Source organism: Enterobacter sp. UPMP2061 (genome assembly GCF_053709615.1).
The window spans coordinates 31785-55860 of sequence record NZ_JBSKJP010000016.1; the positions used below are offsets into that span (position 1 = coordinate 31785).

The 24076-nt window shown below is 51.4% G+C and carries 29 protein-coding genes and 1 pseudogene; 23 read left to right on the forward strand and 7 right to left on the reverse strand.

Features of this window, described 5'->3' with window-relative positions; translation table 11 throughout:
- Nucleotides 1-84: 84 nt before the first annotated feature.
- On the reverse strand, nucleotides 85-363 hold the full coding sequence (locus tag ACWKXX_RS20650) for a ribbon-helix-helix domain-containing protein (RefSeq protein ID WP_047345413.1): 279 nt from the start codon (nucleotides 361-363) through the stop codon (nucleotides 85-87).
- A complete protein-coding gene (locus ACWKXX_RS20655; protein ID WP_047345412.1) occupies nucleotides 363-1001 on the reverse strand; it encodes an AAA family ATPase in 639 nt (212 codons plus the stop codon). Before ACWKXX_RS20655 ends, ACWKXX_RS20650 begins: the two co-directional genes overlap by 1 nt.
- A gap of 250 nt (nucleotides 1002-1251) precedes the next feature.
- Here ACWKXX_RS20655 and parM point away from each other — a divergent pair, with 250 nt between their 5' ends.
- Together parM and ACWKXX_RS20665 are read left to right on the forward strand one after the other, a co-directional pair.
- Nucleotides 1252-2223: a plasmid segregation protein ParM domain-containing protein gene (parM, locus tag ACWKXX_RS20660; protein WP_172689606.1), complete on the forward strand. Its 972-nt coding sequence runs from the start codon at nucleotides 1252-1254 to the stop codon at nucleotides 2221-2223.
- A 4-nt stretch (nucleotides 2224-2227) separates the two neighbouring features.
- Nucleotides 2228-2617 carry a plasmid partitioning/stability family protein gene (locus ACWKXX_RS20665; RefSeq protein WP_048210045.1) on the forward strand — a complete coding sequence of 130 codons (390 nt, stop codon included), beginning with the start codon at nucleotides 2228-2230 and terminating at the stop codon, nucleotides 2615-2617.
- A 3-nt stretch (nucleotides 2618-2620) separates the two neighbouring features.
- Here ACWKXX_RS20665 and ACWKXX_RS20670 read toward each other — a convergent pair whose 3' ends face one another.
- Nucleotides 2621-3892: a translesion error-prone DNA polymerase V subunit UmuC gene (locus ACWKXX_RS20670; protein ID WP_332942508.1), complete on the reverse strand. Its 1272-nt coding sequence runs from the start codon at nucleotides 3890-3892 to the stop codon at nucleotides 2621-2623.
- The gene (gene umuD, locus ACWKXX_RS20675; protein ID WP_172689604.1) at nucleotides 3892-4320 is read right to left on the reverse strand and encodes a translesion error-prone DNA polymerase V autoproteolytic subunit; all 429 of its coding nucleotides are present in this window, start codon (nucleotides 4318-4320) and stop codon (nucleotides 3892-3894) included. The genes ACWKXX_RS20670 and umuD overlap by 1 nt, the downstream gene beginning before the upstream one ends.
- Nucleotides 4321-4684: 364 nt before the next feature.
- Here umuD and ACWKXX_RS20680 point away from each other — a divergent pair, with 364 nt between their 5' ends.
- From ACWKXX_RS20680 to ACWKXX_RS20770, 19 genes and pseudogenes are all read left to right on the forward strand, one after another.
- Entirely contained in the window at nucleotides 4685-5152 is a 468-nt protein-coding gene (locus ACWKXX_RS20680) for a hypothetical protein (protein ID WP_047345407.1), read from the forward strand.
- Entirely contained in the window at nucleotides 5149-5484 is a 336-nt protein-coding gene (locus ACWKXX_RS20685; protein ID WP_172689603.1) for a hypothetical protein, read from the forward strand. The genes ACWKXX_RS20680 and ACWKXX_RS20685 overlap by 4 nt, the downstream gene beginning before the upstream one ends.
- A 358-nt stretch (nucleotides 5485-5842) precedes the next feature.
- Nucleotides 5843-6622: a hypothetical protein gene (locus ACWKXX_RS20690; RefSeq protein ID WP_200005167.1), complete on the forward strand. Its 780-nt coding sequence runs from the start codon at nucleotides 5843-5845 to the stop codon at nucleotides 6620-6622.
- A 392-nt stretch (nucleotides 6623-7014) separates the two neighbouring features.
- Nucleotides 7015-7515 carry an antirestriction protein ArdA gene (locus ACWKXX_RS20695; protein ID WP_172689600.1) on the forward strand — a complete coding sequence of 167 codons (501 nt, stop codon included), beginning with the start codon at nucleotides 7015-7017 and terminating at the stop codon, nucleotides 7513-7515.
- Between the two features lie 40 nt (nucleotides 7516-7555).
- Nucleotides 7556-7747 carry a hypothetical protein gene (locus ACWKXX_RS20700; RefSeq protein WP_045891852.1) on the forward strand — a complete coding sequence of 64 codons (192 nt, stop codon included), beginning with the start codon at nucleotides 7556-7558 and terminating at the stop codon, nucleotides 7745-7747.
- A 161-nt stretch (nucleotides 7748-7908) separates the two neighbouring features.
- Complete coding sequence (locus ACWKXX_RS20705; RefSeq protein WP_045891851.1) at nucleotides 7909-8163, forward strand: DNA polymerase III subunit theta; 255 nt, start codon at nucleotides 7909-7911, stop codon at nucleotides 8161-8163.
- Between the two features lie 613 nt (nucleotides 8164-8776).
- Nucleotides 8777-9106, forward strand: coding sequence for a DUF905 family protein (locus ACWKXX_RS20710; RefSeq protein WP_420703267.1), 330 nt, complete (start codon nucleotides 8777-8779; stop codon nucleotides 9104-9106).
- Between the two features lie 68 nt (nucleotides 9107-9174).
- Nucleotides 9175-11154 (forward strand): ParB/RepB/Spo0J family partition protein, encoded by a 1980-nt coding sequence (locus ACWKXX_RS20715; protein WP_454540868.1) that lies wholly within the window; start codon nucleotides 9175-9177, stop codon nucleotides 11152-11154.
- A gap of 42 nt (nucleotides 11155-11196) precedes the next feature.
- A complete protein-coding gene (gene psiB / locus ACWKXX_RS20720; RefSeq protein ID WP_172689598.1) occupies nucleotides 11197-11619 on the forward strand; it encodes a conjugation system SOS inhibitor PsiB in 423 nt (140 codons plus the stop codon).
- Nucleotides 11619-12350 (forward strand): plasmid SOS inhibition protein A, encoded by a 732-nt coding sequence (locus tag ACWKXX_RS20725; RefSeq protein ID WP_172689597.1) that lies wholly within the window; start codon nucleotides 11619-11621, stop codon nucleotides 12348-12350. Before psiB ends, ACWKXX_RS20725 begins: the two co-directional genes overlap by 1 nt.
- On the forward strand, nucleotides 12341-12571 hold the full coding sequence (locus tag ACWKXX_RS20730; RefSeq protein ID WP_045891847.1) for a hypothetical protein: 231 nt from the start codon (nucleotides 12341-12343) through the stop codon (nucleotides 12569-12571). The genes ACWKXX_RS20725 and ACWKXX_RS20730 overlap by 10 nt, the downstream gene beginning before the upstream one ends.
- A 229-nt stretch (nucleotides 12572-12800) precedes the next feature.
- A pseudogene (locus tag ACWKXX_RS20735) lies at nucleotides 12801-12911 on the forward strand (DUF5431 family protein); the annotation flags it as partial.
- Nucleotides 12859-12981 carry a type I toxin-antitoxin system Hok family toxin gene (locus ACWKXX_RS20740; RefSeq protein WP_176483648.1) on the forward strand — a complete coding sequence of 41 codons (123 nt, stop codon included), beginning with the start codon at nucleotides 12859-12861 and terminating at the stop codon, nucleotides 12979-12981. The pseudogene ACWKXX_RS20735 and the gene ACWKXX_RS20740, both read left to right, overlap by 53 nt.
- An 877-nt stretch (nucleotides 12982-13858) precedes the next feature.
- On the forward strand, nucleotides 13859-14131 hold the full coding sequence (locus ACWKXX_RS20745; RefSeq protein WP_172689630.1) for a hypothetical protein: 273 nt from the start codon (nucleotides 13859-13861) through the stop codon (nucleotides 14129-14131).
- A gap of 45 nt (nucleotides 14132-14176) precedes the next feature.
- Entirely contained in the window at nucleotides 14177-14536 is a 360-nt protein-coding gene (locus ACWKXX_RS20750) for a hypothetical protein (RefSeq protein ID WP_172689596.1), read from the forward strand.
- Between the two features lie 87 nt (nucleotides 14537-14623).
- Nucleotides 14624-14887, forward strand: coding sequence for a hypothetical protein (locus ACWKXX_RS20755; protein ID WP_045347622.1), 264 nt, complete (start codon nucleotides 14624-14626; stop codon nucleotides 14885-14887).
- 39 nt (nucleotides 14888-14926) lie between these two features.
- Complete coding sequence (locus ACWKXX_RS20760) at nucleotides 14927-15757, forward strand: N-6 DNA methylase (RefSeq protein ID WP_454540869.1); 831 nt, start codon at nucleotides 14927-14929, stop codon at nucleotides 15755-15757.
- Between the two features lie 1030 nt (nucleotides 15758-16787).
- Entirely contained in the window at nucleotides 16788-17030 is a 243-nt protein-coding gene (locus ACWKXX_RS20765; protein WP_454540870.1) for a hypothetical protein, read from the forward strand.
- An 81-nt stretch (nucleotides 17031-17111) separates the two neighbouring features.
- The gene (locus ACWKXX_RS20770) at nucleotides 17112-17678 is read left to right on the forward strand and encodes a DUF5983 family protein (protein WP_332942501.1); all 567 of its coding nucleotides are present in this window, start codon (nucleotides 17112-17114) and stop codon (nucleotides 17676-17678) included.
- Between the two features lie 91 nt (nucleotides 17679-17769).
- Here ACWKXX_RS20770 and ACWKXX_RS20775 read toward each other — a convergent pair whose 3' ends face one another.
- On the reverse strand, nucleotides 17770-18078 hold the full coding sequence (locus tag ACWKXX_RS20775; RefSeq protein ID WP_332942500.1) for a molybdopterin-guanine dinucleotide biosynthesis protein MobC: 309 nt from the start codon (nucleotides 18076-18078) through the stop codon (nucleotides 17770-17772).
- A 230-nt stretch (nucleotides 18079-18308) separates the two neighbouring features.
- Here ACWKXX_RS20775 and mobA point away from each other — a divergent pair, with 230 nt between their 5' ends.
- The gene (gene mobA, locus ACWKXX_RS20780) at nucleotides 18309-18644 is read left to right on the forward strand and encodes a plasmid mobilization protein MobA (RefSeq protein WP_311382344.1); all 336 of its coding nucleotides are present in this window, start codon (nucleotides 18309-18311) and stop codon (nucleotides 18642-18644) included.
- Nucleotides 18645-18665: 21 nt separating this feature from the next.
- Entirely contained in the window at nucleotides 18666-21365 is a 2700-nt protein-coding gene (locus ACWKXX_RS20785; protein WP_454540871.1) for a relaxase/mobilization nuclease domain-containing protein, read from the forward strand.
- A 67-nt stretch (nucleotides 21366-21432) separates the two neighbouring features.
- Here the strand turns inward: ACWKXX_RS20785 and ACWKXX_RS20790 are convergent, their stop codons facing one another.
- Both ACWKXX_RS20790 and trbC read right to left on the reverse strand, forming a co-directional pair.
- Complete coding sequence (locus ACWKXX_RS20790; protein ID WP_172689588.1) at nucleotides 21433-21702, reverse strand: hypothetical protein; 270 nt, start codon at nucleotides 21700-21702, stop codon at nucleotides 21433-21435.
- A 72-nt stretch (nucleotides 21703-21774) separates the two neighbouring features.
- Nucleotides 21775-24075, reverse strand: a complete 2301-nt coding sequence (trbC, locus tag ACWKXX_RS20795; RefSeq protein WP_332942498.1) for an F-type conjugative transfer protein TrbC — start codon at nucleotides 24073-24075, stop codon at nucleotides 21775-21777.
- Between the last annotated feature and the right edge of the window lies 1 nt (nucleotide 24076).

Here is a 24076-nt window from a genome sequence, read left to right on the forward strand (position 1 = left end):
TTGAGGATCTGCATGGTATGGAAAAGGCCGCAAATGCGGCCTAATTCATACTTCACATATCATACTTATGATGTGGTATTGTTTTTATTCGCCAGTTTTCTGAAAGTAAAGTTCGAGGGCTTCTCTGACTATAGCACTGACGTTTTTAGGATCCTTTCCGTTACGCTTGTTCCGCAGTGCGATGTCTTCGACCTTCACTAACATAGACTCCCCTAATGAGATTGTTGTGCGGCACTGTTTTTCAGGTTCCGGTTTTTCTGGTGCTCCGTAAGGTTTATCTGCAAGACGCTGCGCAAGGGCTTCAGCTTGTTCTGCCGTGACACCTGTTCTGCCTGTCGCTTGCTGGCTCGGCTTTTTAACCATTATCCGAATACCTCTTTCATTAATTGCATAATTTCTGCTTTTGCCGCTTCATTATTCGTTTCTACGACACCAGTTCCGTTGCTCATGCAATCTCGATAGACTTTGCGGAAACAGATTACTGTTTGCAGCGTTTCAATTGTTGGAAACTCTTCTAGGTACTCCAGAAACTCTTTCCGTTCATTTCCTCTTAGCACTGGGTTTGTGGTAGCCATGCTTTGTAAGCAATAGACTTTCAGCTCAGGGTTGAGATCTCGCATAGCTTCAATCTGCTGAGCAAGTTCTGTCAATGTATCAAGGTCGGGCTGTGAGCATTGTAATGGTGCAATGATCTGATGTGCGACGACGCCACTGGTAATGAATTCTCTTGAGTTTCTGCCAGCCACATCCACGATTACATGATCATATTTTTCGTCTAATGCTCGAAGGGTCTGTGTCAGATTATCGAATTTTTCGATGAGCGTGAATGTTGGCTCTATCCCCGAAGCTTCACGCTCAGCATGATGTTTAGCGGCCGTCCGCTGCAGGTCTCCATTTAATAGGCATACATCTTGTCCTTCATGCGCTAGTGCTATTGCCAGGTTTGACGCCGTTGTTGTTTTACCTGAACCGCCTTTATTTCCACCTACGACAGTAATCATTTCTGCCTCATAAATGTGATGTGTGAAGTATGATTTATTCTGTCACATACGCAGTTATAGTCAATGCTTGCAATAAAATTTATGAAGTATGAAGTATGAAGTATGAAGTATGATTTATGAGTTATTTTTTAATACATCATAAATATTACTTGTGTTTTAATATTTCATACTTATGATTTAATACTCAATCTGAGTGTTTAGACACTTAAGTTCAATCGGATTTCTCAATTTGAGTATCAAGGGGTTCAGGATGAAAGTGTATTGTGATGATGGTTCTACAACTGTAAAACTTGCATGGATCAACAATAAGAAAATTCATAAGTCATTGTCATCTAACTCTTTTCGTGAGGGTTGGAAAGTGGAAGGTATGGGGGTACGTCAGACCTTCAACTATGAGCTTGAAGGTAAAAAGTACACATATGACGAAGTCAGCAATGAATCCATTCTTACTACTCATATTGAGTATCAATATACCGATGTAAACGTTCTGGCGGTTCACCATGCACTTCTGAACAGCGGGCTGAAACCTCAGCCTGTGTCACTGACAGTGACCTTACCTATTAGTGAGTTCTACACCAGGGATTGTCAAAAGAATGAGCTGAATATTCAGCGGAAAACTGACAACCTGATGCGTCCGGTCAAGCTGAACAAAGGCGAGGTGTTTACCATCGAGCACGTCGAAGTCATGCCTGAATCCTTGCCTGCCGTATTTGAACGCTTGGTGAAAGACAATGTAGGGCAGTACGAAAAGTCTCTGGTGATTGATCTCGGAGGTACAACTCTTGACGTTGGCGTTATCGTTGGTCAGTTCGACTCTGTCAGCGCGATACACGGAAACTCGGATATCGGCGTATCCTTGGTTACGAACGCTGCACTCACGGCGTTAAAAATGGCATCCAGCAACACGAGTGCTATGGTCGCTGATGAACTTATCAAACAGCGTACAAACGCTGACTTCGTCCGTCAGGTTATCAACGATGAAAGCAAGACAGCACTGGTGTTGGATACCATCGATAGCGCGATCGCTACACTTGGTGCCCAGGTTGTCGATGACCTGGCAGGGTTCAGGGACGTTAACCGGGTTTATATTGTTGGTGGCGGTGCGCCACTGATCGAGGATGCTGTTAAGGCTGCTTGGCAGCATCTGGGCTCGAAGGTTGTCATGATGGACTCGCCGCAAACATCACTCGTAGAAGCCATCGCAGCATTTAAAGGGGAATAGGACTGTGAGCGAGGAACGGAAGAAGTTTACGGTTTATCTTCATCCGGACCAGGTGGCGGACAATGTGTCTTTAGACATTATTGATTCTGTCCCACGGAGCGATAGAGGGGATTTATATAGGAGAGCGCTTATCTCCGGCTTAGCACTTCACCACCTCGACCCACGGCTTCCAGGCTTACTTGCACTGTTGTTGGATAAGAGTTTCACTGCAGATAGTCTGGTAGGTTTACTCAGTCAGACAACGGGATGGAAGCCGTCCCAGGCCAATATTCGTGATGTGCTTACAGAACTGGGGGCAGGGACATTTGATTCTGCAATCAAACCTGAAGTCGTAGAAGATGATGAGCAGCGGCGACTTGAAGAGGCCCGAGTCAAAATGAAAGGCCTCTTCTGATACTCAAAGTGAGGCTCTGGGGATATCGGACCACCTGGTTGTGTATGCCGGAGAAAGCATCTCTCTTTTCATTTGCCATTCTGGTGCAATTCCACGACCAGCAAACCATACCCTCCCGAGCCCTGAATGGTTTATGCCATCCAGGGCTTTCATTAGCTCCTCACTTCGTTCCTGCGGCTTAGCCTCATCGAAAAGATTTAACTGTGCTACTCCCGTAGGAGTGAAGTCATTCAGCATTACGCCGGCCTTTGCATATCTATGCCCGTCGAGCCAGATTCGGTCCAGGGCCTTTACTGCGGCATTAATAATGTCCCGGGTGTCGCGGGTAGGTACAAGAAGCTTTTCGCTGGCCACGTTGCCGTAATACGCTTCGTTGACTGCGAAAGGGGAGGTTTTGATAAAGACCGATATGTGCCGGCAGAACTGATGCTCTCCCCGCAGCTTTTCAGCCGCGCGTTCGGCATACTGGCAGATAGCCTGCCGCAACGCTTCGTAAGTCGTGATGCGCTCCCCGAATGATCGGCTGCAGACAATCTGCTGCTTCGCGGGCGGTGCCTCTTCAAGAGATATACAGGCCTCACCGTTCAGCTCACGTACGGTTCGCTCCAGTACCACGGTAAAGTTCTTGCGCACAAAGGTAGGGTTCATGCGCGCCAACTGCAGCGCGGTCGTCACGCCGTATGTATTCAGCTTTTTGCCTATGCGGCGCCCAACCCCCCAAATTTCCTCTACCGGTTGCAGAGAAAGCAACTTTTCAGTACGTTTTGGATTATTGGTGGTAAGGGCTAACACGCCGCCGAACTGTGGCCATTCCTTAGAAGCCCATTGTGCTGATTTTGCTAGAGTTTTTGTCGGTCCCATCCCGACGCCAATTGTCAGTCCGGTTCCGCTTAGGACATGCTCGCGCAGCTGGCGCCCGAAATCTTCAAAGTCAGTACAGCCATCGATGCCGCGAATGTCCAGGAACATCTCGTCAATGCTATACTGCTCAACGCGGGGTGCCAGTTCTTCCAGGTGTGCCATGACCCTGTTGCTCAGACTCGCGTACAGCTCATAATTGCTGGAAAACGTAAGGATTTTCTCCGGGAACTGCATTGCCTTCAGCTGGAACCATGGGATCCCCATCTTGATTCCAAGCCGCTTCGCTTCCTTCGATCTCGCTATTACACAACCATCGTTATTACTAAGAACGATCACTGGTTTATCACGTAAGTCAGGACGAAAGACCTTCTCACAACTCGCATAGAAGCTGTTCACATCTGCCAGGGCGAACATCAGTCATGTCCCCGGGTTTTGTGTACAAAGGCAGTTACGACACCGAAAATTTGTAGCTGCTCAGGTTCTGGCCATAAAGTAGGGTAGGCTGGATTCATTGCCTGTAACCCTGGCCTCGGTTTCAGTAGTAATCGCTTAACAGTAAATTCACCTTCAATTTCAGCTATAACGATATCGCCGTGCTGTGCCTTTTCGGCTTTATCAACAATCATCAGATCGCCTGAATGTAGCCCAATATCATTCATGGAATTACCGATAGCTCGCACAAAGTATGTCGAGCTGGGTCTGGATATACAGTAATCATTGAGGTCAAGTTCGGCTTCGACATAGTCCTGCGCCGGGGACGGGAACCCCGCTGGGCACCTCTCACTGTAAAGAGGAATAGGTATAATTTCCGGTTCGCAATCGACACGTAATAATTCAAACATAGGCACCTCTGCACTGTATTTATATACAGTATTATTGCTTTATTGAGTGTACTTTCAAGTTTTTGCTTTGCCCATTTTTTAACTCTCTGTTGCTTAAAGAAGTTTCCCGCCGTGCCTTCACTTTAGCCCGAACGCTCCAGATGCAAGGGTTCACTTCGCCGCCATCCTCACCCGGTCGCAGTTTTTACGCCTGATGCCGTTCTTCCCGTCGTTCTCCCGCTCAATATTCGCGGGAGAACCGTCCAGATCGTCATCACTATTTATCTGCGCTGCGGCCTCCGGTGTCGCCCCTGCATCTTCCGCTCGATGTCGGGCTGTCGTGTCGGCACGGCGCAGACTGGTGCCGGATGATGAGGACTAAAGAATGTTTAGACTGACCTGTATTGATCTTGATAATGGGGAGTTTGCCGTATACATCAACAACCACTACCTGGGAAGTGAAGACGGTAGCGGTGAAAAACTTTATCTGGGTGATGTGCTGGAACGACTTTCCAGGATGCCTGGTGTTCATCTCCAGACCATTCAACAGCCTGTGCCCGATGATGAAGAATGGTGCTGGAACGATGTCGCAGATTCGTTGCTTACCCCATCTCATGCTTTGCGTCGTGAGATGACTGTGGGGGGAATGATTACCCGTCTGCAGGAATACCCCCTGGTGGCTCTCTGTACCGGCACATTCTGGCTGGAAGATGACTTTCTTGAGGTTGACGCTTCGCTCGATTCCGCAAGTATTGCTGCCGCTATGGAACGGGCGTATTACTCCCATGATGCAAATTATGGTTTTAACTGGGATCACCTGCGCTTTGCTATCGATGAGGTAAAGCGCACATGAATACATGGCTTGTTGGATTCCAGACACAAATTGCGAATATAGAGACATTTGTTCACGTCCTGATCGAGGCTGAAAATCTGGAGATGGCAGAAGCCGGTGCCATGCATATGGGGCGCACATGGTGGCCAGTCTTAAAAGGGGAAGACTCTGATCATTGCTGGACGTATCAGGAAGGAATTGTCTGGTTCTGCAGTATTGTTTTATTGGATGATGTCGAGAAATCAGTGCTCATAGGCCTGAGGTTCCTGGATACATGGTCAATTACCGGTACGAAGGAGCGGCTGGATGCTATTGATCATTATGATAATTATTGGGAGGAGTATACCCGTTGATATCATTGCCGGTCAGCTGATGCTGGCCGGTGTCACTTCAACGCATAAGGAAGTCGCTCACTCCGCTCTTTATGCCGCGCCGGCGCGGCGGATATCAACGCCGTGCCTTCACTTTAGCCCGAACGCTGCAAATGCAAGGGTTCGCTTCGCCGCCATCCTCGCCCGGTCGCAGTAATTTATTGCTTCATGCCGTTCTTCCCGTCGTGTTCCGGCTCAATTTTCGCCGGAACACCGTCCAGACCGCCATGATCATTTTCTGCGCTGCGGCCTCCGGTGTCGCCCCTGCATTCTCCGCTCGATGTCGGGCTGTCGTGTCGGCACGGCGAAGACGTCGCCGCATTCAGAAGAGGAGATCACCATGACTATTGCTTACCGCTTTATGCACCGTCATACCCGTAACACGCTGGTTGCGCGCGGCTGGCCAGCCAATATGGATATCGATACAAGCCTGAATTATTCCAGAGGAGAAGGTGTCGCATTCTATGGCCAGCTGGATGCTTTACAGTTGCAGCGACTGTTACCTGAGATTGCACTGCGTGGTTTGATGTCCGATCAGTCTATGAAGGTGCTGCTGCCATTACTGGCAGGAAGTGAACTGGTTGTGCGCCTTTATCGTAATTCGCTGGGGCATCGTAAGGCTCATGCCGGAACCATTTCGCTTGAATATGATAATTGCCCTGAGGGTATGTCCACGAAACATATCCTCTGCCTGCTGAAAGCCCTGCGTGACGAGATTAACCACGTCTGTAGCTGCGTGGCATCCGCCGGATACCGTTTGATGGAAGCGTTGCGTCCCGCCGCTGAACCGCTGGTATTTACCCGCCGAACTCGCAATTTCCTCCTGACAGTAACGGAAGTAGAGCAGGTGCAGGATGATGCGCAATGGGATAACGAGACTCTCGATGCACGTCTTAAAGCGGTACTCGACGGGAAGGAAATCTTTCGTCGTCTGCAAATCCGCCTGGAATGTAATGGGCGCACAGTCGGACAGACCCACGTGCCTTATGCGCTTCGTCACCCTGACAGCCCATCCCGCGATTGGTTTGACAGGCACTGGCTGCGGGATGTTGTTAGCAGCGCCCGCACCGAGATTGACGCGATGATGAAATCCTTCTCCAGCATACGAATTGCCGCCTGATTTTAGGCGGGGCAGCGCGCCCCGCCTGATTGCGAAAAGGATGTCGCACGCTCCGCTTTACCGGCGCACCCTCCACGATGTTCCGGGCACGCAGGTGAAAACGTCCGTGCGGTCTGCGGCTAACGCCGTGCCTTCACTTTAGCCCGATCGCTTCAGATGCAAGGGTTCGCTCCGCCGCCATCCTCGCCCGGTCGCAGATTTTTACGCCTGATGCCGTTCTTCCCGTCGTTCTCCCGCTCAATATTCGCGGGAGAACCGTCCAGATCGTCATCGCTATTTATCTGCGCTGCGGCCTCCGGTGTCGCCCCTGCATCTTCCGCTCGTAGTCGGGCTGTCGTGTCGGCACGGCGTAAGCCGGAACTCAGACGACACTGACACTGGAGGAATATTTAATGAACACTACCACCCCGGCGATTTATGTAGGTACGTACCACAAATACAACTGCGGTAGCCTTTACGGTAAATGGTTTGACCTCACCGATTTTGATGACAAGTCGGAGTTTCTGGAAGCCTGCAACGAGCTGCACGCCAATGAATCCGACCCGGAACTCATGTTTCAGGACTGGGAGGGGATCCCGTCTGCCTTTGCATCCGAATCTTCCGTTGACTGGAATTTCATTGAAGCCTACAAGCGCGCGCTAGAAAACGGCCAGGATGCTGCATTTATTGCCTGGGTGGAACACTCCGGCGAATGTGATTATGACGCATTCGAGGATGCATATTGCGGAGAAGCTGAGAGCGAAGAAGACTACGCCTGGACTATGGCTGAAGAGTGCGGCCTTCTCAATGACATTCCTGAATCGCTGCGGGGATATTTTGATATGGCGGCTTATGCCAAAGATATGTTCTTGAGCGGTCTGGTGTTTCTTGATGGATATGTGTTCAACGGTTGATTGTAAAGGCGGGGCAAAGCCCCGCCAAACAGGAGAAAAAATGAAACTTGATCCACAGACCCGTGACATTCTGCGTCAGTACAAAAATCTGATTAACGCCCGTCGACGTGAAAATGGTCAACGGGAACTTAGAACTGAGCAGGTGATCGACGAAATATGCTATTACATGACCTGCCAGTGCTCGGTTTATATTGGCGGTCACTTCATTTTGCAGGGTGGAAAAGGTCACTGATGACCTGGCAGGCGGTATCATCCGCCTGTTAGCCCGCGCGAAAACCCTGGCAGGCTTTGCCTGCCGGCGATTGTCACCGCGCCTGCGGCGCAGCAACAAACCGCCATGGCAAATAATGCCAGCGACAATAGCTGTGCTGCCGAATTCGAAAGAGGAAAAACATGAGCGAAATTAATATTTCGAAGCGTTCAAAAGAGGATCAGGACCGGATCGCCGTCGACCTTGCTGCGTCAGGTGTGGCTTATAAAGAGCGGCTAAATCAGCCCATAGTGCCTGAAATTGTGGCGCGTGAGCAGCCCGAGGAGCTTCGTGAATATTTCCTGGAAAGGTTGCGCCATTATCGTCAGCTGAGCCAGCAGTTACCGAAAGCCAGCGATCCACAATATTCAGAAATGGCTGAGGCTAATAAAAAGTAATTTTTTCAGAAAGATATGCTGTAAATCAAATTCATTCCACTTGTTGCAGTGGGCGTCCGGGCGGGCTGTCATGCTTCGCACAGAGCCAGCAAAGCTGTCTCTGCCCGGCCCCTGCGGGGCAGCGGGTGTCCATCCCATGACGCAACCCCCATCGCTTGCAGCAGCCGTTCCGGCTGCGCCGCTCAGTCGCGCCGTTTCCTGCGCTCCCTGCATCACGCCGCAAATACCCCGTCGTGATGTAGGGGGCAATGTCGTTTCGCCGCGCGCGGCTTCCCGTCATTGCGGCGTGTCCCTGCCCATTCCATCCGGTCCTTTTACACCCCTTTGAGTCCCTCCTCCGGGTGCTGATACCGCCACAGTCCTCGTGGCTGTCCAGGGTGAATGCTGACGCACGGCCACCAAAACTTTTTGCAGGCAAAAACTTTTAGCGTCCGCCCCGGACATCTGCCTCGGCCGGTGTCGTTTACGCACCTGCGGCGAAGGTTCTCAAACGGGTGATGTTTTATCCCCCGGGAAAGTTCAGCAGGTTCCCGCGAAACGTCAAAACCGCGGCTCCCGTAACTCAACGGGTGATGGGTTTTAAAACAAGCCACTTTTTTAAAGGAAGTATGCAGTGGGAAAAACATTACGGGAATTTCTGAATCAGCCAATGTTGCTGCGTGAACCCACCGCCGAAGAAACCGAACTGGCGGCTTTACTGAATGGCAGTACCGTCACTGCACCCGTGGTGCTGCCTCAGGGGCCGTTTACCCGTGAAGAGGCGACCGCCCTGACGGCGCAGTATACCAACGTCAGTATTGATAACGATCAGGGTACCTATTTTCAACTTGTTGTGCGGGGTGAAGAAGGGTTGTTGACGAAGTGCGCATGGAATTTTGAGAACGACGTGGGGGCATTGCTTAATCGCGCCCTTGCCAGTTACAGAGCCAGAAAACAGCAGTAAGAAGGTGCCCTGTCGGAGCTGTCACTCCGCAGGGCAAGACAATCATTAATACTGAGAGGTACTAAATCATGACAGTTGCAGATGTTAAATCAAAAGCACCAAAAAAAACCAGCAAGAATAAAACCGCCGGAAACGAGGCGCTGAAAGCAGCCCTTGATGCGGCAGTAATAGAGTATGTTCCGCTGTCCGATCTCATTAAATCACCGCTGAACGTGCGCACGATTCCTTACACCACCGAGAGCGTTAAGCGACTGGCTAACTCCATTGAAAGCCTCGGACTGCTTCACAATCTGGTTGTCCATTCCTTGCCCGAGGGAAAATACGGTGTGGCGGCAGGTGGTCGGCGTCTGACTGCGCTGACGCTCATGTCTGAAATGGGCCGTATCAAACCGGATTATCAGGTTCCGGTTAAACGTGTCAGCGACGAGCTTGCTGTTGAGGCTTCTTACGCCGAGAACAACGAACTTGAAACCATGCACCCTGCCGAGCAGATCACTGCGTTTGGTACGCTGGCGGCGCAGGGGAAAACCCCCGCACAGATTGGCGACGTGCTTGGCTACGGTTCCCGCCACGTCCAGCGCATGCTCAAACTTGCCAGTCTTGCCCCGTCACTGCTAACACTGCTGGCTGAAGGTCAGCTTGATGTTGAGCAGTGTCAGGTGTTGTGTCTTGAAAGCGATCCTGAGCGTCAGGTTGCTGTTTACGAAAGCGTAAAGGAGGAATGGGGACGCACTACCGTAAACGCACTCAAAAACCGTATCACGGAAAGTGAAATTTCTGTCTCGCATCCACGTTTCGCATTTATCGGGCGTGATGTTTATGAAGCCGCAGGCGGAATTGTTCGTGAAGATCTGTTCAGTGAGCAGGAAGGGGACGGAACAGTAGACAGTCTGCTTGTTGAGCGTCTGGTACTGGAAAAGCTTGAATTGATCGCTCAGGAAATCCATCAAAAAGAGGGCTGGATGTGGGCTGCCGGACGTCTGGCTGCAATTAACCTTTACGGGCCTGACGGAAAGGACTACCGCATTCTGCCGGAACCAGATGCAATCTACAGCGAAGATGACAGCCACCGTATCGATGAACTGTCCGACAAGTTTAACGCTCTGGATCCTGACAGTGATGAAGCCGAGGCCATTAGCAGCGAAATATCCCTCATTGAACATGCCGCTGAGCTTCGTGGGTGGACAGAAGATCTGAAAGCAAAATCAGGCGTGGTGGTGAGCTTCATGCACGGTGCGCTTCGTATTCAGCGTGGTATATGCCGCACGTCTGATTTACCTGAACATGACAGTAACGGGGAGGATTCAGAGAAGTCTTCTGCCGTGACTCATATGCATCGACCTGATGCAGCAGAAGGGATCAGCATCCCGCTGCTCACCAAAATGTCATCCGAGCGCACTCTGGCGGTACAGGCCGCGCTGATGCAGAAACCTGAAAAGGCCGTGGCGCTTATGGTCTGGCGTATGTGTACCTGCGTCTTTGCTGGATGTGTGACCACACCGCATCCGTTCCGTATCAACCTGACCGTTTCTCACAGCAGCCTTACAGAGAACGCCCCGTCCGGTAAAGAAGGCGCAGCATTTGAAGTCCTGATGACCGAAAAAGAGCGCCTGAAAACCCTGCTGCCAGCAGGATGGGAGAAGGACTTCACGACCTTCTTCGCCCTGAACGGAGAGGTACTGATGTCACTGCTGGCCTTCTGTGCGGCTTGTTCCGTAGATGGTGTACAGACGCGTGATAATGGACACACATCGCGCAGCCCTCTCGATACGGTTGAGGCCGCGATCGATTTTAACCTTCGCGACTGGTGGCAGCCGACAAAAGAGAACTACTTCGGTAGCCTGAAACATTCACAGATTGTGACTTCACTTAAAGATGCTGGTCTGACTGGTGCCGCTGCTGACGCAGAAAAAATGAAGAAAGGTGATGCGGCAGTGCATGCGGAGTTCTTTATGAAGCAGAACCGTTGGGTTCCGGCATGGTTACAGTCACCGCAGCCTGATGCAAAAGACAGCACCGACACTGATAACGCCGCGATTGCCGCCTGATAAGGATAGCCGCCCCACGGGGCGGCAATAAGGAGATACCTGATGAATATGCCAAACTTTAAGCTTTCCGCCATGATCGGTGAAGATTTCGAAACCTGCCGCGCGGCTGGTTACTCCTACCGCCGTGAGATGACACACGCTGTTATGGGGGCACTGAGTGCGCCTGAAAACTGGGATGTTAACGGGGAGTATCGTAGCGAGTTCGGGGGGTTATTTCCCGTGCAGATCCGTTTTTCACCCACTCATGGCCGATTTGAAGTCGTTCTGTGTAGTCCTGGTGAGTTTAGCCAGGAATGGATCATGCTGTTGGTCTGGAAAAAAGGGCAGGAAGTTTCCTGCATCCGCTCATGCCCACAATTCGATGCTGCTGTAATTAGTCATGTGCTGAGCCTCATCAGCAGGCTGGACAGTGACGGATACTCAATATTTGATATTCTCGCAACGCTTCGCATGGAGGTGGTTTGATGATCCCTCGTCACCTTTCTCTCGTCACGCAGCTGCCGGAGCGTGAGGCAGCGTTACGAGCCATTATCGCCGTGGAGGAGGGGAGCGAGCAGAACGGAAGCCGCCACCCGAAGCCGTATCCCTATGCCCGGGCATTTTTCCGAATTCTGACCGGTAGCAGCAAAATTAGCGGGAAGGCGATCAACCAGGTTCGTGGGGCGTACTGGCTGAAGTTCGATAAGATATCCCTGGCCCGATATGAAGAGGCGTTTGACATACTGATCAGTAGCCGCGGTCGGCTTTGTTATCCGCCTCTTGGTACCGATATGGTGCAGAATCTTTTTCCGGAGCAAGCGTTCAGCATCAGTGAACGCCACACGCAGCGGGAAGTTCGGGAAGAGAATCTGTATTCCCGTCAGGAATCACGCCGACACCGTGAAAAGGAAGATAAGTACCAGAACCGTGTAGGGCAGGCTGAAATCGATCTGGCATTTCAGACACCGGAGACACTGCGTGCATGGTATGAGTCATGGTCGCAGCAGGATATCCGGGACTATGACATCCAGCGTATGTTGTGGGCGTGGACGGAACGCAGCCCGTCACTGTCTCATCTGGTAAAGGCTTACTACGACCGTGCGCATGAGATCGTACTTGATGTACATGACGTGGCGGAGTCTTCGACACCGGCGGAAAAAGAGCTTGAACGGTGGATGGTACCAAACAAAATTACGCTGAGGTCGGTATGGCCGTAAGAAACAACCCGTGGAAAACAGAGCTGAAGGTTGCCCGCAGCCAGCGTAATAAGCTGAAAACCATGTCGGAAAAGCTGAAAGACATGTGCTGTGAGTGGGACGGGTTAAGCGGCTGGCTGGAAACAGAAAGTGAGCGACTCGCAGAAAGCATTGATCAGCATCTTGAGGCGCTCGACGAACAGATACACAACTGGTCCACAGGCAGAAGTGATCCTGATTAAACCTGCCAAAGGTGACGATTTATCCAGTAATCAGTCTGTTATTCCTGGGCAGAATCGGCTCGTCGGGATATAATGGCGATGGCGCTTGAGGCTTTTTGCCTCATGACGTGCAGGTGGTTTGTTGCCGTGTTGTGTGGCAGAAAGCAGAAAGCCCCGTAGTTAATTTTCATTAACCCACGAGGCCCCCTGTATGTCTGATCAACAACAGTATGGCCTCTTACCGTGCTTAATGCAAGGAGGAGTAAACCATGAAACTGCCGCGAAGTACCGTTATCTGGTGCGTACTCATAGTGTGTCTCACACTGCTGATATTCACTTACCTGACGCGAAAATCGCTTTGCGAAATTCGCCTGAGGGACGGACAACGGGAGGTCGCTGCAATTCTGGCTTACGAATCCAACGGTAAGTAGCAACCTGGAGGCGGGGGGTAACCCCGCCTTTTCAGGGCTGAGTTGGTTTGACATGCCTAAGCGCCTTTATGAAGGGGTTGCCGGTTCGCCGGTAGCCCCTTTTTCCATCCCGACGCGACCGCACGCCTGAACTTCCGGGACGGACCGTAACCCTGCGGGGTTCGGGGGAAGCGGGGCGCGCCTCCGGCGCTGCCCCTCTGCTCCCTCTGGTTTGTCCTCGCTCAATCATTCAATTCCTGGCTGCTGTTAATTTACTCTGTTGCGATTAGTCTGCTGAAGCTGTGCTTCAGGCAGGACTTTTCCGTGTGCCTCATCCAGTCTGTTTTGATCGATTTCCTGCTGGTTAGTTCTCTTCGCTGCAGTCCCGTGATGGCCAGAGCCAGAAAGACGGGCAGGGCAATGGCCACCTTCGGCTCCTGGCCCGCGTGGCGGTCCAGTCGTCGAGCCCCACTCCGCCAGGCAGCTGCTTACGCACCAGCCAGTCTCCGCCGAACCCGCAAGCGGTTTCGGGCTATCGCTAGGGTCTGATGGCAAAGGTCAATAGCTGCGGCTTCTCCGGCCGTACCGTCCGGAACGCCTTCACCGCGTCGGCAAAGCCGTCGCTTTAATGGCGCCACGCCGTTCCGACGTGTCGGGTGTGTGCATCCTGTTCGCCCGCGTGAGCCCATCCCCCGTGTGTCCTCACGCGGAGGGCTGGTCGTAGCACCGGCAGGTCGTCATCCAAAGGGTTAAATGAACTCCACCAAAAGTTTTTGCGAGAGGCCGCAAAAACTTTTGGCTGCGCCCTTTTCCTGCCGCCCCGCCGTCGCTCCTTTGCCCTTTGCCGCGAGAGAACTCACCAGGGAGATGGATACCATCACCACAGGAGAAAACCAGGATGCACACACGAAACGTCAACGTCAAAACCGCCGCTCAAGAATCTTCCAGGAAGATGGAGGAAGAACAAAACCCTGTATCTGTCGCGCGGGAGTGGGTGGCTCAGGCCACTGCGCTGAAAACGGGTGTCGCTGTCACCGTGTCTGAAGTATCCCGCTACGGCGATGTGCAGGTGGAAATCCGCACCAACGGAACGCTTAACTGGCGCGCCTGGTCTTTTGAACCGGATTTTCTGTTTGAACTGAAACGCAACCTGCAATACGTACAGCAGTAACCCCACGCCGGATATCCGGCATGTACTGATAAAAGGAGATAAACCATGCATTTACACACGACTGATTCTTTCGCTTCTCTTGATTCCAGCGCCAGCGCTGAATCTGAAATGGCCTACTGGCTAAGCCGTGAAAAGTCCGCACTGATCGCCCCCGTGGAAATCGATGTGAACAAATTCCACGATGCGGCGGGAATGCACCCACCGATGATCAACTGGCGTTGTGATACCGCGCAGGACACTGAAACCTTCATGCTGGCAGAGATGATCTGTATGAACGTGACGGACATTTTTGTCCGTATTGGAAAGCGTTATTTCCGCGTACGTGATTACAGCAACCTGAATCACGCCGATATCGTGGCGAAGGTGAAAGCAGCATTCAGCCCTGAGAACCAGAGCCAGAAATGAAAAAAGCAGGCTTACGCCTGCTTCATCCATGCCGGATTTGAGCGATTCCAACGAAAAAATCCGGCCTTCACCAAAAGGAACAAACCCATGCAATTCAGTGAAGTTTCGATTGTTACACCAACCGCCCTCTATGTCCAGATGCAGGAGGCTCAAAACGCGCCCGTGAAAAAGCAGGTGCGTATCAAACGCGGTGAAATTGCCAGTAATGCCCTCAGTCCGGAAATGCGGGCGCTGGGGCGCCATATTGCGCACTGCCGGAAAAAGGGGCGATCCGTACGTATTCCCGCCATGCGCGGGAGCGAGTGGGGTCATGTGCTGCGCACTCTTGAACTGAGCCGCGCCTGTAACTGACAACAACGCCGCCCCTGACGGGGCGGCAGGAGAAAAACCATGACCCAGATTAGTTTTGCCGATTTCTTCAATGAGACAAAAAAGCGCGGAGCCGCCCGCCCTGTCGAGCAGGCGGCTCCGGCTGTCCAGTCCGAGCCAGCCCTCGCGCGTCTTATCAGCATCGACACCGCGCGTAAGCAGTTTATCAGTCTGTTTAACCAGACTGCCCGCCATCTTCACCGCTGGGATGTATTCAGCGATTTTGTCAGACTTGCCGCGAGCGAACTGGATATTGCGCGGGTGAGAACGCCAGAGAACGCGGAAAACTGCCGGAAGATCTGCGCGCGATACGATGCGGACGATATCCGCAATTTTCATGAGTTGTTCCGCCTTATGGTTTGCGCGCTGGAGGCTAAATTCCATGACTTCATCGGCTCAATTTTTATGGAGCTTGAGCTGGGGTCGGGAGGTATGGGGCAATATTTTACCCCCTATTCTGTCCAGTCAATGATGGCCAGAATGCTGTTTTCCGGCATTAAAGAGACGGTCACGCGGGAGGGTATCGCGACGATAAGCGATCCGGCCTGCGGTTCGGCAGGAATGATTATTGCCTATGCTGAATGTCTGCTTGAGGCTGATATCAATCCGTCCGCGCACCTGTTCGCCAGTTGCATCGATATTGATCCGGTTGCTGCCGATATGGCATTTATCCAGTTGTCTCTTTTGGGGATTGCGGCGGAGGTGGTGACAGGGAACACGCTCACTATGCAGTTCAATCGTGTACGGTATACGCCTGTTTACTATCTCAACGACTTTGAAACGAAGCTGAATACTCAGCGCAGAGTTAAAGCCATGATGGACTTTATGCGCGATTTATCGAAAGCCGCCTGATAAGGGCAGGGGAGGTGCTCAGCGCCTCCCGATGAGTCCAGCTGCTCCGGTTAGAGTCTGGATCATGGTAATTATCTTTTCTTTGGTGGTTTTCCGGTGTCCGAAGGAAGGAACAGCAGCAGCGATAGAAAGTGTTACGGTTGCCAGCTCTACTACCCGCGATACCTTTTCCGACTTCTCGTAAACTTTCCATGTTCGCAGGCTGACTCCAAGCTCTTCGGCCGCCCTGTCACTGCTCCAGTTCATACCTTTTCGCCATAAACGAAGTTCGTAACCCGTCATTTTCTGATACCTAAATAAGTGCAGATTCTGCACTTATTTTAGTGTTTTTTTTGTGGGAAAGTACATGTGAATAAAGTGCAGATTCTGCACTTTTTTTTGATTTTTTTTGTGGGTTAATTTGATGCTAAATGACGACGAAAAGCATGTTGTCAGGACTGACATCTGGGTACCTTCGGCTCCCCGTCGCTGCCGGGTCGTCGCCTGCACTTCGCGTGGTGGCCGTACGCCCACCGCGCTACGCGGAGCCGCACGCGTCTCCGTCCTGACGGATAGCAAGCGATACCTGAACCCATCCCGCTTGCAGCTGCCGTTCCGGCAGCGCCGCTCCCACTGACCGCCACGGCGGCCGCAAGGGAACGCCGGATTAACCGGCGCCTTCTGCCGTCCTGTCCGTTTCTGCCGTGAAAGCCTTTCATTACTTATGCACTCTGACAGAGCGCCTCTGTTCAGCAAGGGACGCTGACGCTTTCCGTCCAGATTTTTTCTCGCAGGCTCCAAATAATCTGTCCTTCACCCCTGCTTTCCATCGTCACCCTGTCAGGGCATTAGCGTAATGAAGGCGTTTCCCTCATTGCAAGAAAACGGAAAAGGACGACGGCAGAAAAGGCCGGATGGCCTGCAAGATTTGCGTCGTAAGACGCGCAGGATATTGCCGGAAGACTGGCAATAAAAAAGCAGGGCGGGTGCCCTGCCTGTTTACACGGGCTGCTGTAACAGCTCGTTATCACAATGACTCTGAGGAGGCACTATGAAAGACCAGTTCATCGTCGCATGTCGCGAATACTTTGTAAAGGCGCGGGTTAAAACTCGTCATCCACGGAAAATCCGCGAAACGTTGAAACCAGACGCTATCGCGCCACATCTGAAACAACTGGGGACATCACTTGTCCGTTGCGGACGTATTCATAAACCGATCCATATTCCAGCACTTAACGGGGCTGAATGGGATCACGTTCTGAGTACCATTGAGCTTTCCCGCGCGTACGCCTGATAACCGCAACCCTGCAATGGGGCGGAATTTTTTAACACAGTGCCGGAATATTATCCGGCACCTTTTTGAAAGGATTGGAACATGCCTCACTACATTTCCCGCGCGCCTCATGGTGTCACCTGCATCCGTCTTGATAACGGTGATGAAGCACTCTTCGTTAATGGAGAACTGATTTACTCATGTAAAGCCAGTGAGCTTTATCCGCGCATTGTTGCATCAGGATTGAACCTGTCTACCGCACTTAGTTTGCCATTTAAACAGCTTACTGCTCAGGTTCCTGATAACCCTCACTGGACGTGGGAAGATGTTACTGCATCGCTCGGATGGGGACAGCGTATTGAACTTAATTACAAAGTTTTGCGTTCTGTTCTGGAATGTAGTCTGAGCCATATTACGCGGAGGGATAGCGAGATTCTGAGCGAACTATGTCACGCAGAGTATGAAAGCGAATGGATACATGAATCCGATCTGGGTTACATCATTCGTGTTGATGCCGTCAGCTATCCGCTTCTCGCTCTGAAACGTCATGGTATTTCAAAAGCGGCGAGAATAGTGATTTACACTGCCATGATAAAGGCTGATATCAGCATGGTTCATTTTACTTCATGGGGGGAAATGCTGGCAGACGTTCCGACGTTCGAATGGTAATTTCTACATCATCTCCCTTCTTATCCGGCTGAAAAAAATTTTCAGCCGGATAAGAAAAATATCAGTACATCACATATTCAACGTGCAGTAATTATTTCGTTTCTGATTGCGAGGTTCTTGCTGACAGTTTGCGAGTTTTACGTACTGGTTTGTTTTTTTCAGCTTCACGAAGAATGTCACGTAGTGCTCTCTCCGTAATTACATAACCCGCAGTTTTTAGCGTGTTCTGTATGTCTGAGACCGTATACCCTTTTGTCTTAATCAGAGCTATAAGGTCATCACGGATAGCATTCAAAAAATCTTTTTGAGATTTTCGCTGTGGTGTCAGATCTGGTAATCCTGCCAGAGCAACTTTTGCCAACTCGATATCTTCATCAGAATAGAACGCCTTCTTACTCATCTTCTTTCCTCTTTCAGAATATTGTCATCCAAATCATAACATTGACTACTAAAAAGTGGCAGTGCTCCGCACTGCCTATGCCGTCAAATCGCCACTAGGCGAAACAGCCAGCGAAGCGTATAATGGATGAAAAGACGGGACAGGATGTGCATTTGTAATACCGCGCACGCACGATATTACAAATGCCACCTGGTCAGGGCTCCGCCCCGACACCCGAGTAAGGAGCACACATGAGCGACAAAGCATCCCGAAGGGGAAGTGATAAACGGCAGAAAACCGTAATCAAGACCCTGAGATTCACGCCGGATGAAATCGAAGAGATTGAACAGAAAGCGGAAGCAGTAGGGCAAAGCGTATCGGCTTATATCCGTAACGCTGCGATGAACAGGAAAATGATTTCACTCATCGACGACAGCTTTATGACCGAGCTGTTAAGGCTGGGGAGACTGCAAAAGCATCTCTTTGTTGAAGGGAAACGAGTGGGGGATAAGGAGTACTCCACGGTCCTTGTCGCAATAACAGAACTGTCGACAACGCTCAGAAACAAACTCATGAACAACGATTAGCACGGAGAAAAGTACAACATCATGATCCCGGTTATTCCACCGAAACGACAAGACGGCAAGTCCTCCTTTGGGGACCTGGTGTCGTACGTTTCTGTTCGTGATGAACCGCGCGATGATGATTTAATGGAAGCCGTGAAAGCTTCCGGTACAAAGCCAGAAATGCCACACAGCAGTCGCTTTTCCCGTCTGGTTGACTACGCCACTAAGCTGCGCGATGAGTCGTTTATCTCGCTGGTTGACGTGATGCCTGACGGCGGGGAATGGGTGAATTTTTACGGTGTGACCTGTTTCCACAACTGCACATCAATTGAAAGTGCAGCAGAAGAAATGGAGTTCTCCGCCCGTAAAGCGAAGTTTTCCCATAACAAAAGCGACCCTGTATTCCACTATATTTTGAGCTGGCAATCTCATGAAAGCCCACGCCCGGAACAGATTTACGATTCGGTCAGCCATACACTTTCCCGTCTCGGTTTAGTCGGCCATCAGTTCGTTGCTGCCGTTCACACTGACACGGATAATCTCCACGTTCACATCGCTGTAAACCGCGTACATCCGGAGACTGGTTATCTTAACCGTCTTGCTTACAGCCAGGAAAAACTGAGTAAGGCCTGTCGTGAGCTGGAGCTCAAACATGGCTTTTCGCCAGACAATGGCTGCTATGTGATTGCCCCTGATAATCGTATTGTTCGTCGTACTTCTGTTGAACGCGATCGTCAAAGTGCATGGAAACGTGATCGTAATCAGAGCCTGAGAGAATATATCGCTGACACGGCAATAGCTGGTCTACGGGAGTCACCTGTTACCGACTGGTCTTCTCTCCATCAGCGTTTTGCGAAAGAAGGTCTGTTTCTGACAAAGGATAGCGGCGAGCTAAAAGTGAAGGATGGGTGGGACAGTGAACGTCCTGGTGTTACGCTTTCCGCGTTTGGTCATGCTTTTGATACCGATAAACTTACTCGTAAACTGGGCGAGTTTGTTCCCCCTGCACAGGACATTTTCTCGCAAGTTCCGGCTGTCGGCCGCTATGAACCAGACAAGATTATTATGCCGTCTCGACCTGAACGGATGACAGAGAAAGAATCCTTATCGGACTATGCGACCGCACGTTTACGAGCGTCGCTGATTGCACTTGATCAGGATCCAACGCAGCGAACCATACAGTCAGTGCATACGCTTCTGGCACAGTCTGGACTGTATCTGAAAGAACAGCATGACCGTCTGGTTATCTGTGACGGGTATGACCCAGCGCGCACACCTGTCAGGGCGGAACGTGTGTGGCCTGCACTAACGAAGGCTATTCTGGACTCGTATAAAGGAGGCTGGCAGCCGGTACCGAAAGACATTTTCCAGCAGGTTCCCCCTGCGGAACAGTTCACCGGCGGCGGTCTGGAAGCCACCTCAGTATCCGATCGGGAATGGCGAAAACTGCGAACAGGTTCGGGCCCGCAGGGAGCGCTGAAACGTGAGATTTTCTCTGATAAGGAAAGCCTCTGGGGTTATGCGGTTTCACACTGCCGTCAGGACATTGAGATGCTTATCGGCAGTAAACAATTTTCCTGGGAACGCTGTCATGAGCTACTGGCTCGTCAGGGATTACTTCTGATGCGCGAGCAGCAGGGACTGGTCGTGATGGACGCTTACAATCACGAACAGACCCCTGTAAAGGCCAGCCACGTTCATCCTGATCTGACGCTTGCGCGTGCGGAACCTCATGCTGGTTCGTTTGTTTCGGTGCCGGCAGACATCTTTGAACGTATTAAGCCAGTTAGCCGTTACAATCCGGAACTGGCCGTGAGCGACCGCGATATTCCTGGTATGAAGCGTGATCCTGAATTGCGTCGCCAGCGTCGTGAAGCGCGTGCAGCTGCGCGAGAAGATCTGAAAGCCCGTTATGCAGCATGGCGGGCTAACTGGCAGCGGCCTGATTTGCATGGACGTGAACGTTACCAGGTGATTCATGACGAATGCAGGATGCGTAAAGCGCGCATCCGCATCGAACATCGTGACCCTCTGGTCAGGAAGCTGCATTATCATATTGCAGAGCTTCAGCGCATGCAGGCACTAATTACGCTTAAAGAAGCCATGAAGGCTGAACGAGCTGAACTTATCGGGCAGGGAAAATGGTATCCGCCGTCTTACCGACAGTGGGTGGAAGCTGAAGCGGTGAAAGGTGACAAGGCTGCGATATCGCAGCTGAGAGGATGGGATTACAGGGATCGTCGTGGTAATGCGGTGAAATCCACGACAGACAGCAGATGTGTTGTAATCTGTGAGCCTGGAGGCACGCCGATGTATTCCGGTGTTCCTGGTCTGCAGGCTTCACTGAAGAAAAATGGACGCGTCCAGTTCCGTGACCCGGAGACCGGTCGTCACATTTGTACCGACTATGGCGACAGGGTAATTTTCCGAAACACCGGCGATTATGATGCGCTCAAGATGGATATGGTCAAGGTAGCGCCGGTGCTCTTTAGCCGTTCTTCTACCGTCGCGATGGCACCGGAAGGGAATAATGAGCAGTTCAATACAGCATTTGCCAAAATGGTGGCATGGCACAACATTAACCACCGTGATGACGGTGAATACCAGATCTCGCGGCCGGACATCGACCAGGTACGTGTTGAAAGCGAGATGCGCTTTGCCGAAATGGCGGATCAGGGCCGTAATCCGGAACATGAGCGTAATGAACCAGGGTCAAACTGGAAGCCACCTTCACCGTTATAAACAATCGGGAGTCGGGAGAACCTCTGACCACATGGCAGAAAAAAAAAGGCCGCTTTCGCGGCCTTTTTTAATTAAATGCAATGCGTGGGACTACTTCCCATTCCGCGTGGTCATTCTTTAAAACACATTTGTATTCCGAACCGTCATGTTTTATCTGCAGCCCGACTGTATAAAACTTTTCGCCATCGGAACAGGCGTACACCTTCTGCTGGTTCGTGAGGAGGATGTTGCGGATTTCAGTTAGCTGCGCCACGGCATCGGTGTCTACAACGGGTTGGGGCGCTGCAGCGGCAATGCATGAAAAACCAAAGAGGGCGGCAAACAGTAGCTTCTTCATTTCATTTCCTTCTGTGCTATATCATTTTGTTTATCGGCAGCGGTTCCTGAAACACGACAATTTTTTTATTTATCACTCTGGCCACTCCATATCTGGGTGCTGTGAACCAGGCAGTTTTGGAGAGATAAATGGCTCGTTTCGATACCTGGCTGGAGGAACATAAGCTGGTTGCGGGAGTGTCAGCGTCCTCAATATTGCATCTGGTGCCAACTTAATTTCCTCAGCGTTTACTTCGGTCGATTCCGATTCAGGCTTATTGAGCGTGATGTACCGGATTGTTCGTTCTGCCATAGTGGTGGTTCTGATGATCTCCAGCGCTTCTTCCCAGAGGTTTTCCTCCCGTCCGCTGTGGTCCATGTCATATTCTGTCATCAGGTTGTGCGCTTCCTGTCTATTGGCCAGACGCTGCTGAAAAGTGTCGATTATCTTCCAGGGTTCAGATCTGGACGCCTTACGCCGACGCGACGGCTTTTCTGTCAGAACACCAATGATTTTGCTGACATTCTCCGGTGCAGGAAGACGGCGCTGCGCGGTTCGTGGGACAAGTTTACGTAGTTGCTTAAGGTTCGGTGGATTAATCGTGATGTATCGATTGATAATGACGGGCGCATTGCAGGTTTTGTCCTGAGACTCGATGTAGAAGGAAGCTCCGGGTACCGGATCGCCCTGAAATACCGTGTAGTTCTCCCCAGGCTGCAGCTTAATCAGATCCTGCACATTGATTTTGTTCTCCATCTGGATATTGATGTGGTCGCCATCGATCCAGGAGGTGCCAATGATACCATCCTGCCGCTGCAGGCTGACCATGTTCGCCCGGGCTTCCTGTCCTGCTGCATTACTGATTGTTCTTGCCGTCTTATCATCACTCACGATTTTTCCGGCGACTTTGGTGCCGGCGTTCTGCATTAGGGTTGCGACGTTGGCCGCCGAAGTCTGGTTTTCAATGCGTTCCTGGTCCTGGCTCATCATGATTAGCGCGAACTCCAGGGAACGTACCTGCGTAGCCTGAACGGCAATACGCTCAGTGTAGTAGGCTCCCACCTCATCGAGATAATTCATGTAGGGGAATTGGCCTTTGTATTTAGTGATTTCGAGGGCTTCGGAGTCCAGTCCCTCCAGCTTGTGTCCAAGATCGCGGGCCAGGATCATGCTCTGCTGGGTAACAAACATTCTCCCCAGTGCAGAGGTTGTGTGTTGAGATGTGTTCATGGCCGGGATCAACACCAGGAGGATGCGGTCGCTGTGAATACTATCGCGAATATCGATGTCGCCGGCATCCTCAGCGAAGATATTGCCGAACGTTTCGGTGAAGGTGTTGAAGGTTTCCAGAAACTGACCCGTCAGGTAGCTGTGCTGCTTGCGCGGCTCTTCTGTCCAGGCTGAAGGCTGTCGCACGGTGGCCATATCGAAACCCGGTACGTCAACCAGATAATTATAGAGGGGAGAGACAGCTTCTTCTGGCCATTGATCATCTATGGCACGGCAGTAAAGCCCGGCCAGTTTTTCCAATGGCATAAACTCGCGCAGCAGCTGCAATGACATGGTTTTGTTTTCACGGACACAGTAAAACTTTGTACCAAAGACCAGCGCCTTGTTCATGGCAATCGCTCTGGACTGCCATTCTCCACCCTGTACGTTGGTCGGCAGCATTGATTGCATCGTCTCAGCAACAAAGGCCTCAGTGCTATAGCAGAAGGGGTTCCACTGGTGAGACTGCGGCCGACTTTTATCTCCGTTCTGGATCATCTCGCTACGGGACATGCCGCTGTTCATGAAGTTGATGTACTCCACATCATCCTCACGCCCAAAGCGGCGGGCCAGATAGTAGCAGGTGCGCGCCGTGTCGTTCTGCGCCTTGCCGTCAACAAAGGTGAAGCCCCGTCCCCAGCAAAATGAATTGAGCATCCACGCATAGATGGTTTCGGTTTTCCCGCCACCGGTCGAAGCAAAGAACATCACATGCCGTGTCAGATCATCGATGGTGAGCCACAGTTCGCGTCCGATATCATTCATTCGCTTATAGCCCATGTAGAATATCCCTTTACCTATGCTTTCCTGCGTTGTTTCATACTGAAACAGTGAGGGAAACACTCTGAACAGACTGCGTCGTACCTTCCGGTCTTCAGAGGGGTCTACTTTATTAAGGTGGACAGGCATTCGCATTGGCATACGCCAGCGGTGGGTACCGAAGCTGATGCTGGCCACGATGGCCAGCAAAAGCAAAAGCGGTATGGCGAGTGGCCAGATAAATCCCGCCACCACACTCCCTGCCATAATTCCAGCATATAGCAGGTGGTCTCGCATGAGCTCAAGAACAGGGGAGTTCCAGGCATTGCGCTTCATGAGCGCCTGATTAACGGGCGTATTATTCATG

Coding starts and splice junctions, on each gene's coding strand:
- ACWKXX_RS20650 (WP_047345413.1), bottom strand. CDS start 363: ATGGTTAAAAAGCCGAGCCAGCAAGCGACAGGCAGAACAGGTGTCACG.
- ACWKXX_RS20655 (WP_047345412.1), bottom strand. CDS start 1,001: ATGATTACTGTCGTAGGTGGAAATAAAGGCGGTTCAGGTAAAACAACA.
- parM (WP_172689606.1), top strand. CDS start 1,252: ATGAAAGTGTATTGTGATGATGGTTCTACAACTGTAAAACTTGCATGG.
- ACWKXX_RS20670 (WP_332942508.1), bottom strand. CDS start 3,892: ATGTTCGCCCTGGCAGATGTGAACAGCTTCTATGCGAGTTGTGAGAAG.
- umuD (WP_172689604.1), bottom strand. CDS start 4,320: ATGTTTGAATTATTACGTGTCGATTGCGAACCGGAAATTATACCTATT.
- ACWKXX_RS20680 (WP_047345407.1), top strand. CDS start 4,685: ATGTTTAGACTGACCTGTATTGATCTTGATAATGGGGAGTTTGCCGTA.
- ACWKXX_RS20685 (WP_172689603.1), top strand. CDS start 5,149: ATGAATACATGGCTTGTTGGATTCCAGACACAAATTGCGAATATAGAG.
- ACWKXX_RS20690 (WP_200005167.1), top strand. CDS start 5,843: ATGACTATTGCTTACCGCTTTATGCACCGTCATACCCGTAACACGCTG.
- ACWKXX_RS20695 (WP_172689600.1), top strand. CDS start 7,015: ATGAACACTACCACCCCGGCGATTTATGTAGGTACGTACCACAAATAC.
- ACWKXX_RS20700 (WP_045891852.1), top strand. CDS start 7,556: ATGAAACTTGATCCACAGACCCGTGACATTCTGCGTCAGTACAAAAAT.
- ACWKXX_RS20705 (WP_045891851.1), top strand. CDS start 7,909: ATGAGCGAAATTAATATTTCGAAGCGTTCAAAAGAGGATCAGGACCGG.
- ACWKXX_RS20715 (WP_454540868.1), top strand. CDS start 9,175: ATGACAGTTGCAGATGTTAAATCAAAAGCACCAAAAAAAACCAGCAAG.
- psiB (WP_172689598.1), top strand. CDS start 11,197: ATGAATATGCCAAACTTTAAGCTTTCCGCCATGATCGGTGAAGATTTC.
- ACWKXX_RS20725 (WP_172689597.1), top strand. CDS start 11,619: ATGATCCCTCGTCACCTTTCTCTCGTCACGCAGCTGCCGGAGCGTGAG.
- ACWKXX_RS20730 (WP_045891847.1), top strand. CDS start 12,341: ATGGCCGTAAGAAACAACCCGTGGAAAACAGAGCTGAAGGTTGCCCGC.
- ACWKXX_RS20745 (WP_172689630.1), top strand. CDS start 13,859: ATGCACACACGAAACGTCAACGTCAAAACCGCCGCTCAAGAATCTTCC.
- ACWKXX_RS20750 (WP_172689596.1), top strand. CDS start 14,177: ATGCATTTACACACGACTGATTCTTTCGCTTCTCTTGATTCCAGCGCC.
- ACWKXX_RS20755 (WP_045347622.1), top strand. CDS start 14,624: ATGCAATTCAGTGAAGTTTCGATTGTTACACCAACCGCCCTCTATGTC.
- ACWKXX_RS20760 (WP_454540869.1), top strand. CDS start 14,927: ATGACCCAGATTAGTTTTGCCGATTTCTTCAATGAGACAAAAAAGCGC.
- ACWKXX_RS20765 (WP_454540870.1), top strand. CDS start 16,788: ATGAAAGACCAGTTCATCGTCGCATGTCGCGAATACTTTGTAAAGGCG.
- ACWKXX_RS20770 (WP_332942501.1), top strand. CDS start 17,112: ATGCCTCACTACATTTCCCGCGCGCCTCATGGTGTCACCTGCATCCGT.
- ACWKXX_RS20775 (WP_332942500.1), bottom strand. CDS start 18,078: ATGAGTAAGAAGGCGTTCTATTCTGATGAAGATATCGAGTTGGCAAAA.
- mobA (WP_311382344.1), top strand. CDS start 18,309: ATGAGCGACAAAGCATCCCGAAGGGGAAGTGATAAACGGCAGAAAACC.
- ACWKXX_RS20785 (WP_454540871.1), top strand. CDS start 18,666: ATGATCCCGGTTATTCCACCGAAACGACAAGACGGCAAGTCCTCCTTT.
- ACWKXX_RS20790 (WP_172689588.1), bottom strand. CDS start 21,702: ATGAAGAAGCTACTGTTTGCCGCCCTCTTTGGTTTTTCATGCATTGCC.
- trbC (WP_332942498.1), bottom strand. CDS start 24,075: ATGAATAATACGCCCGTTAATCAGGCGCTCATGAAGCGCAATGCCTGG.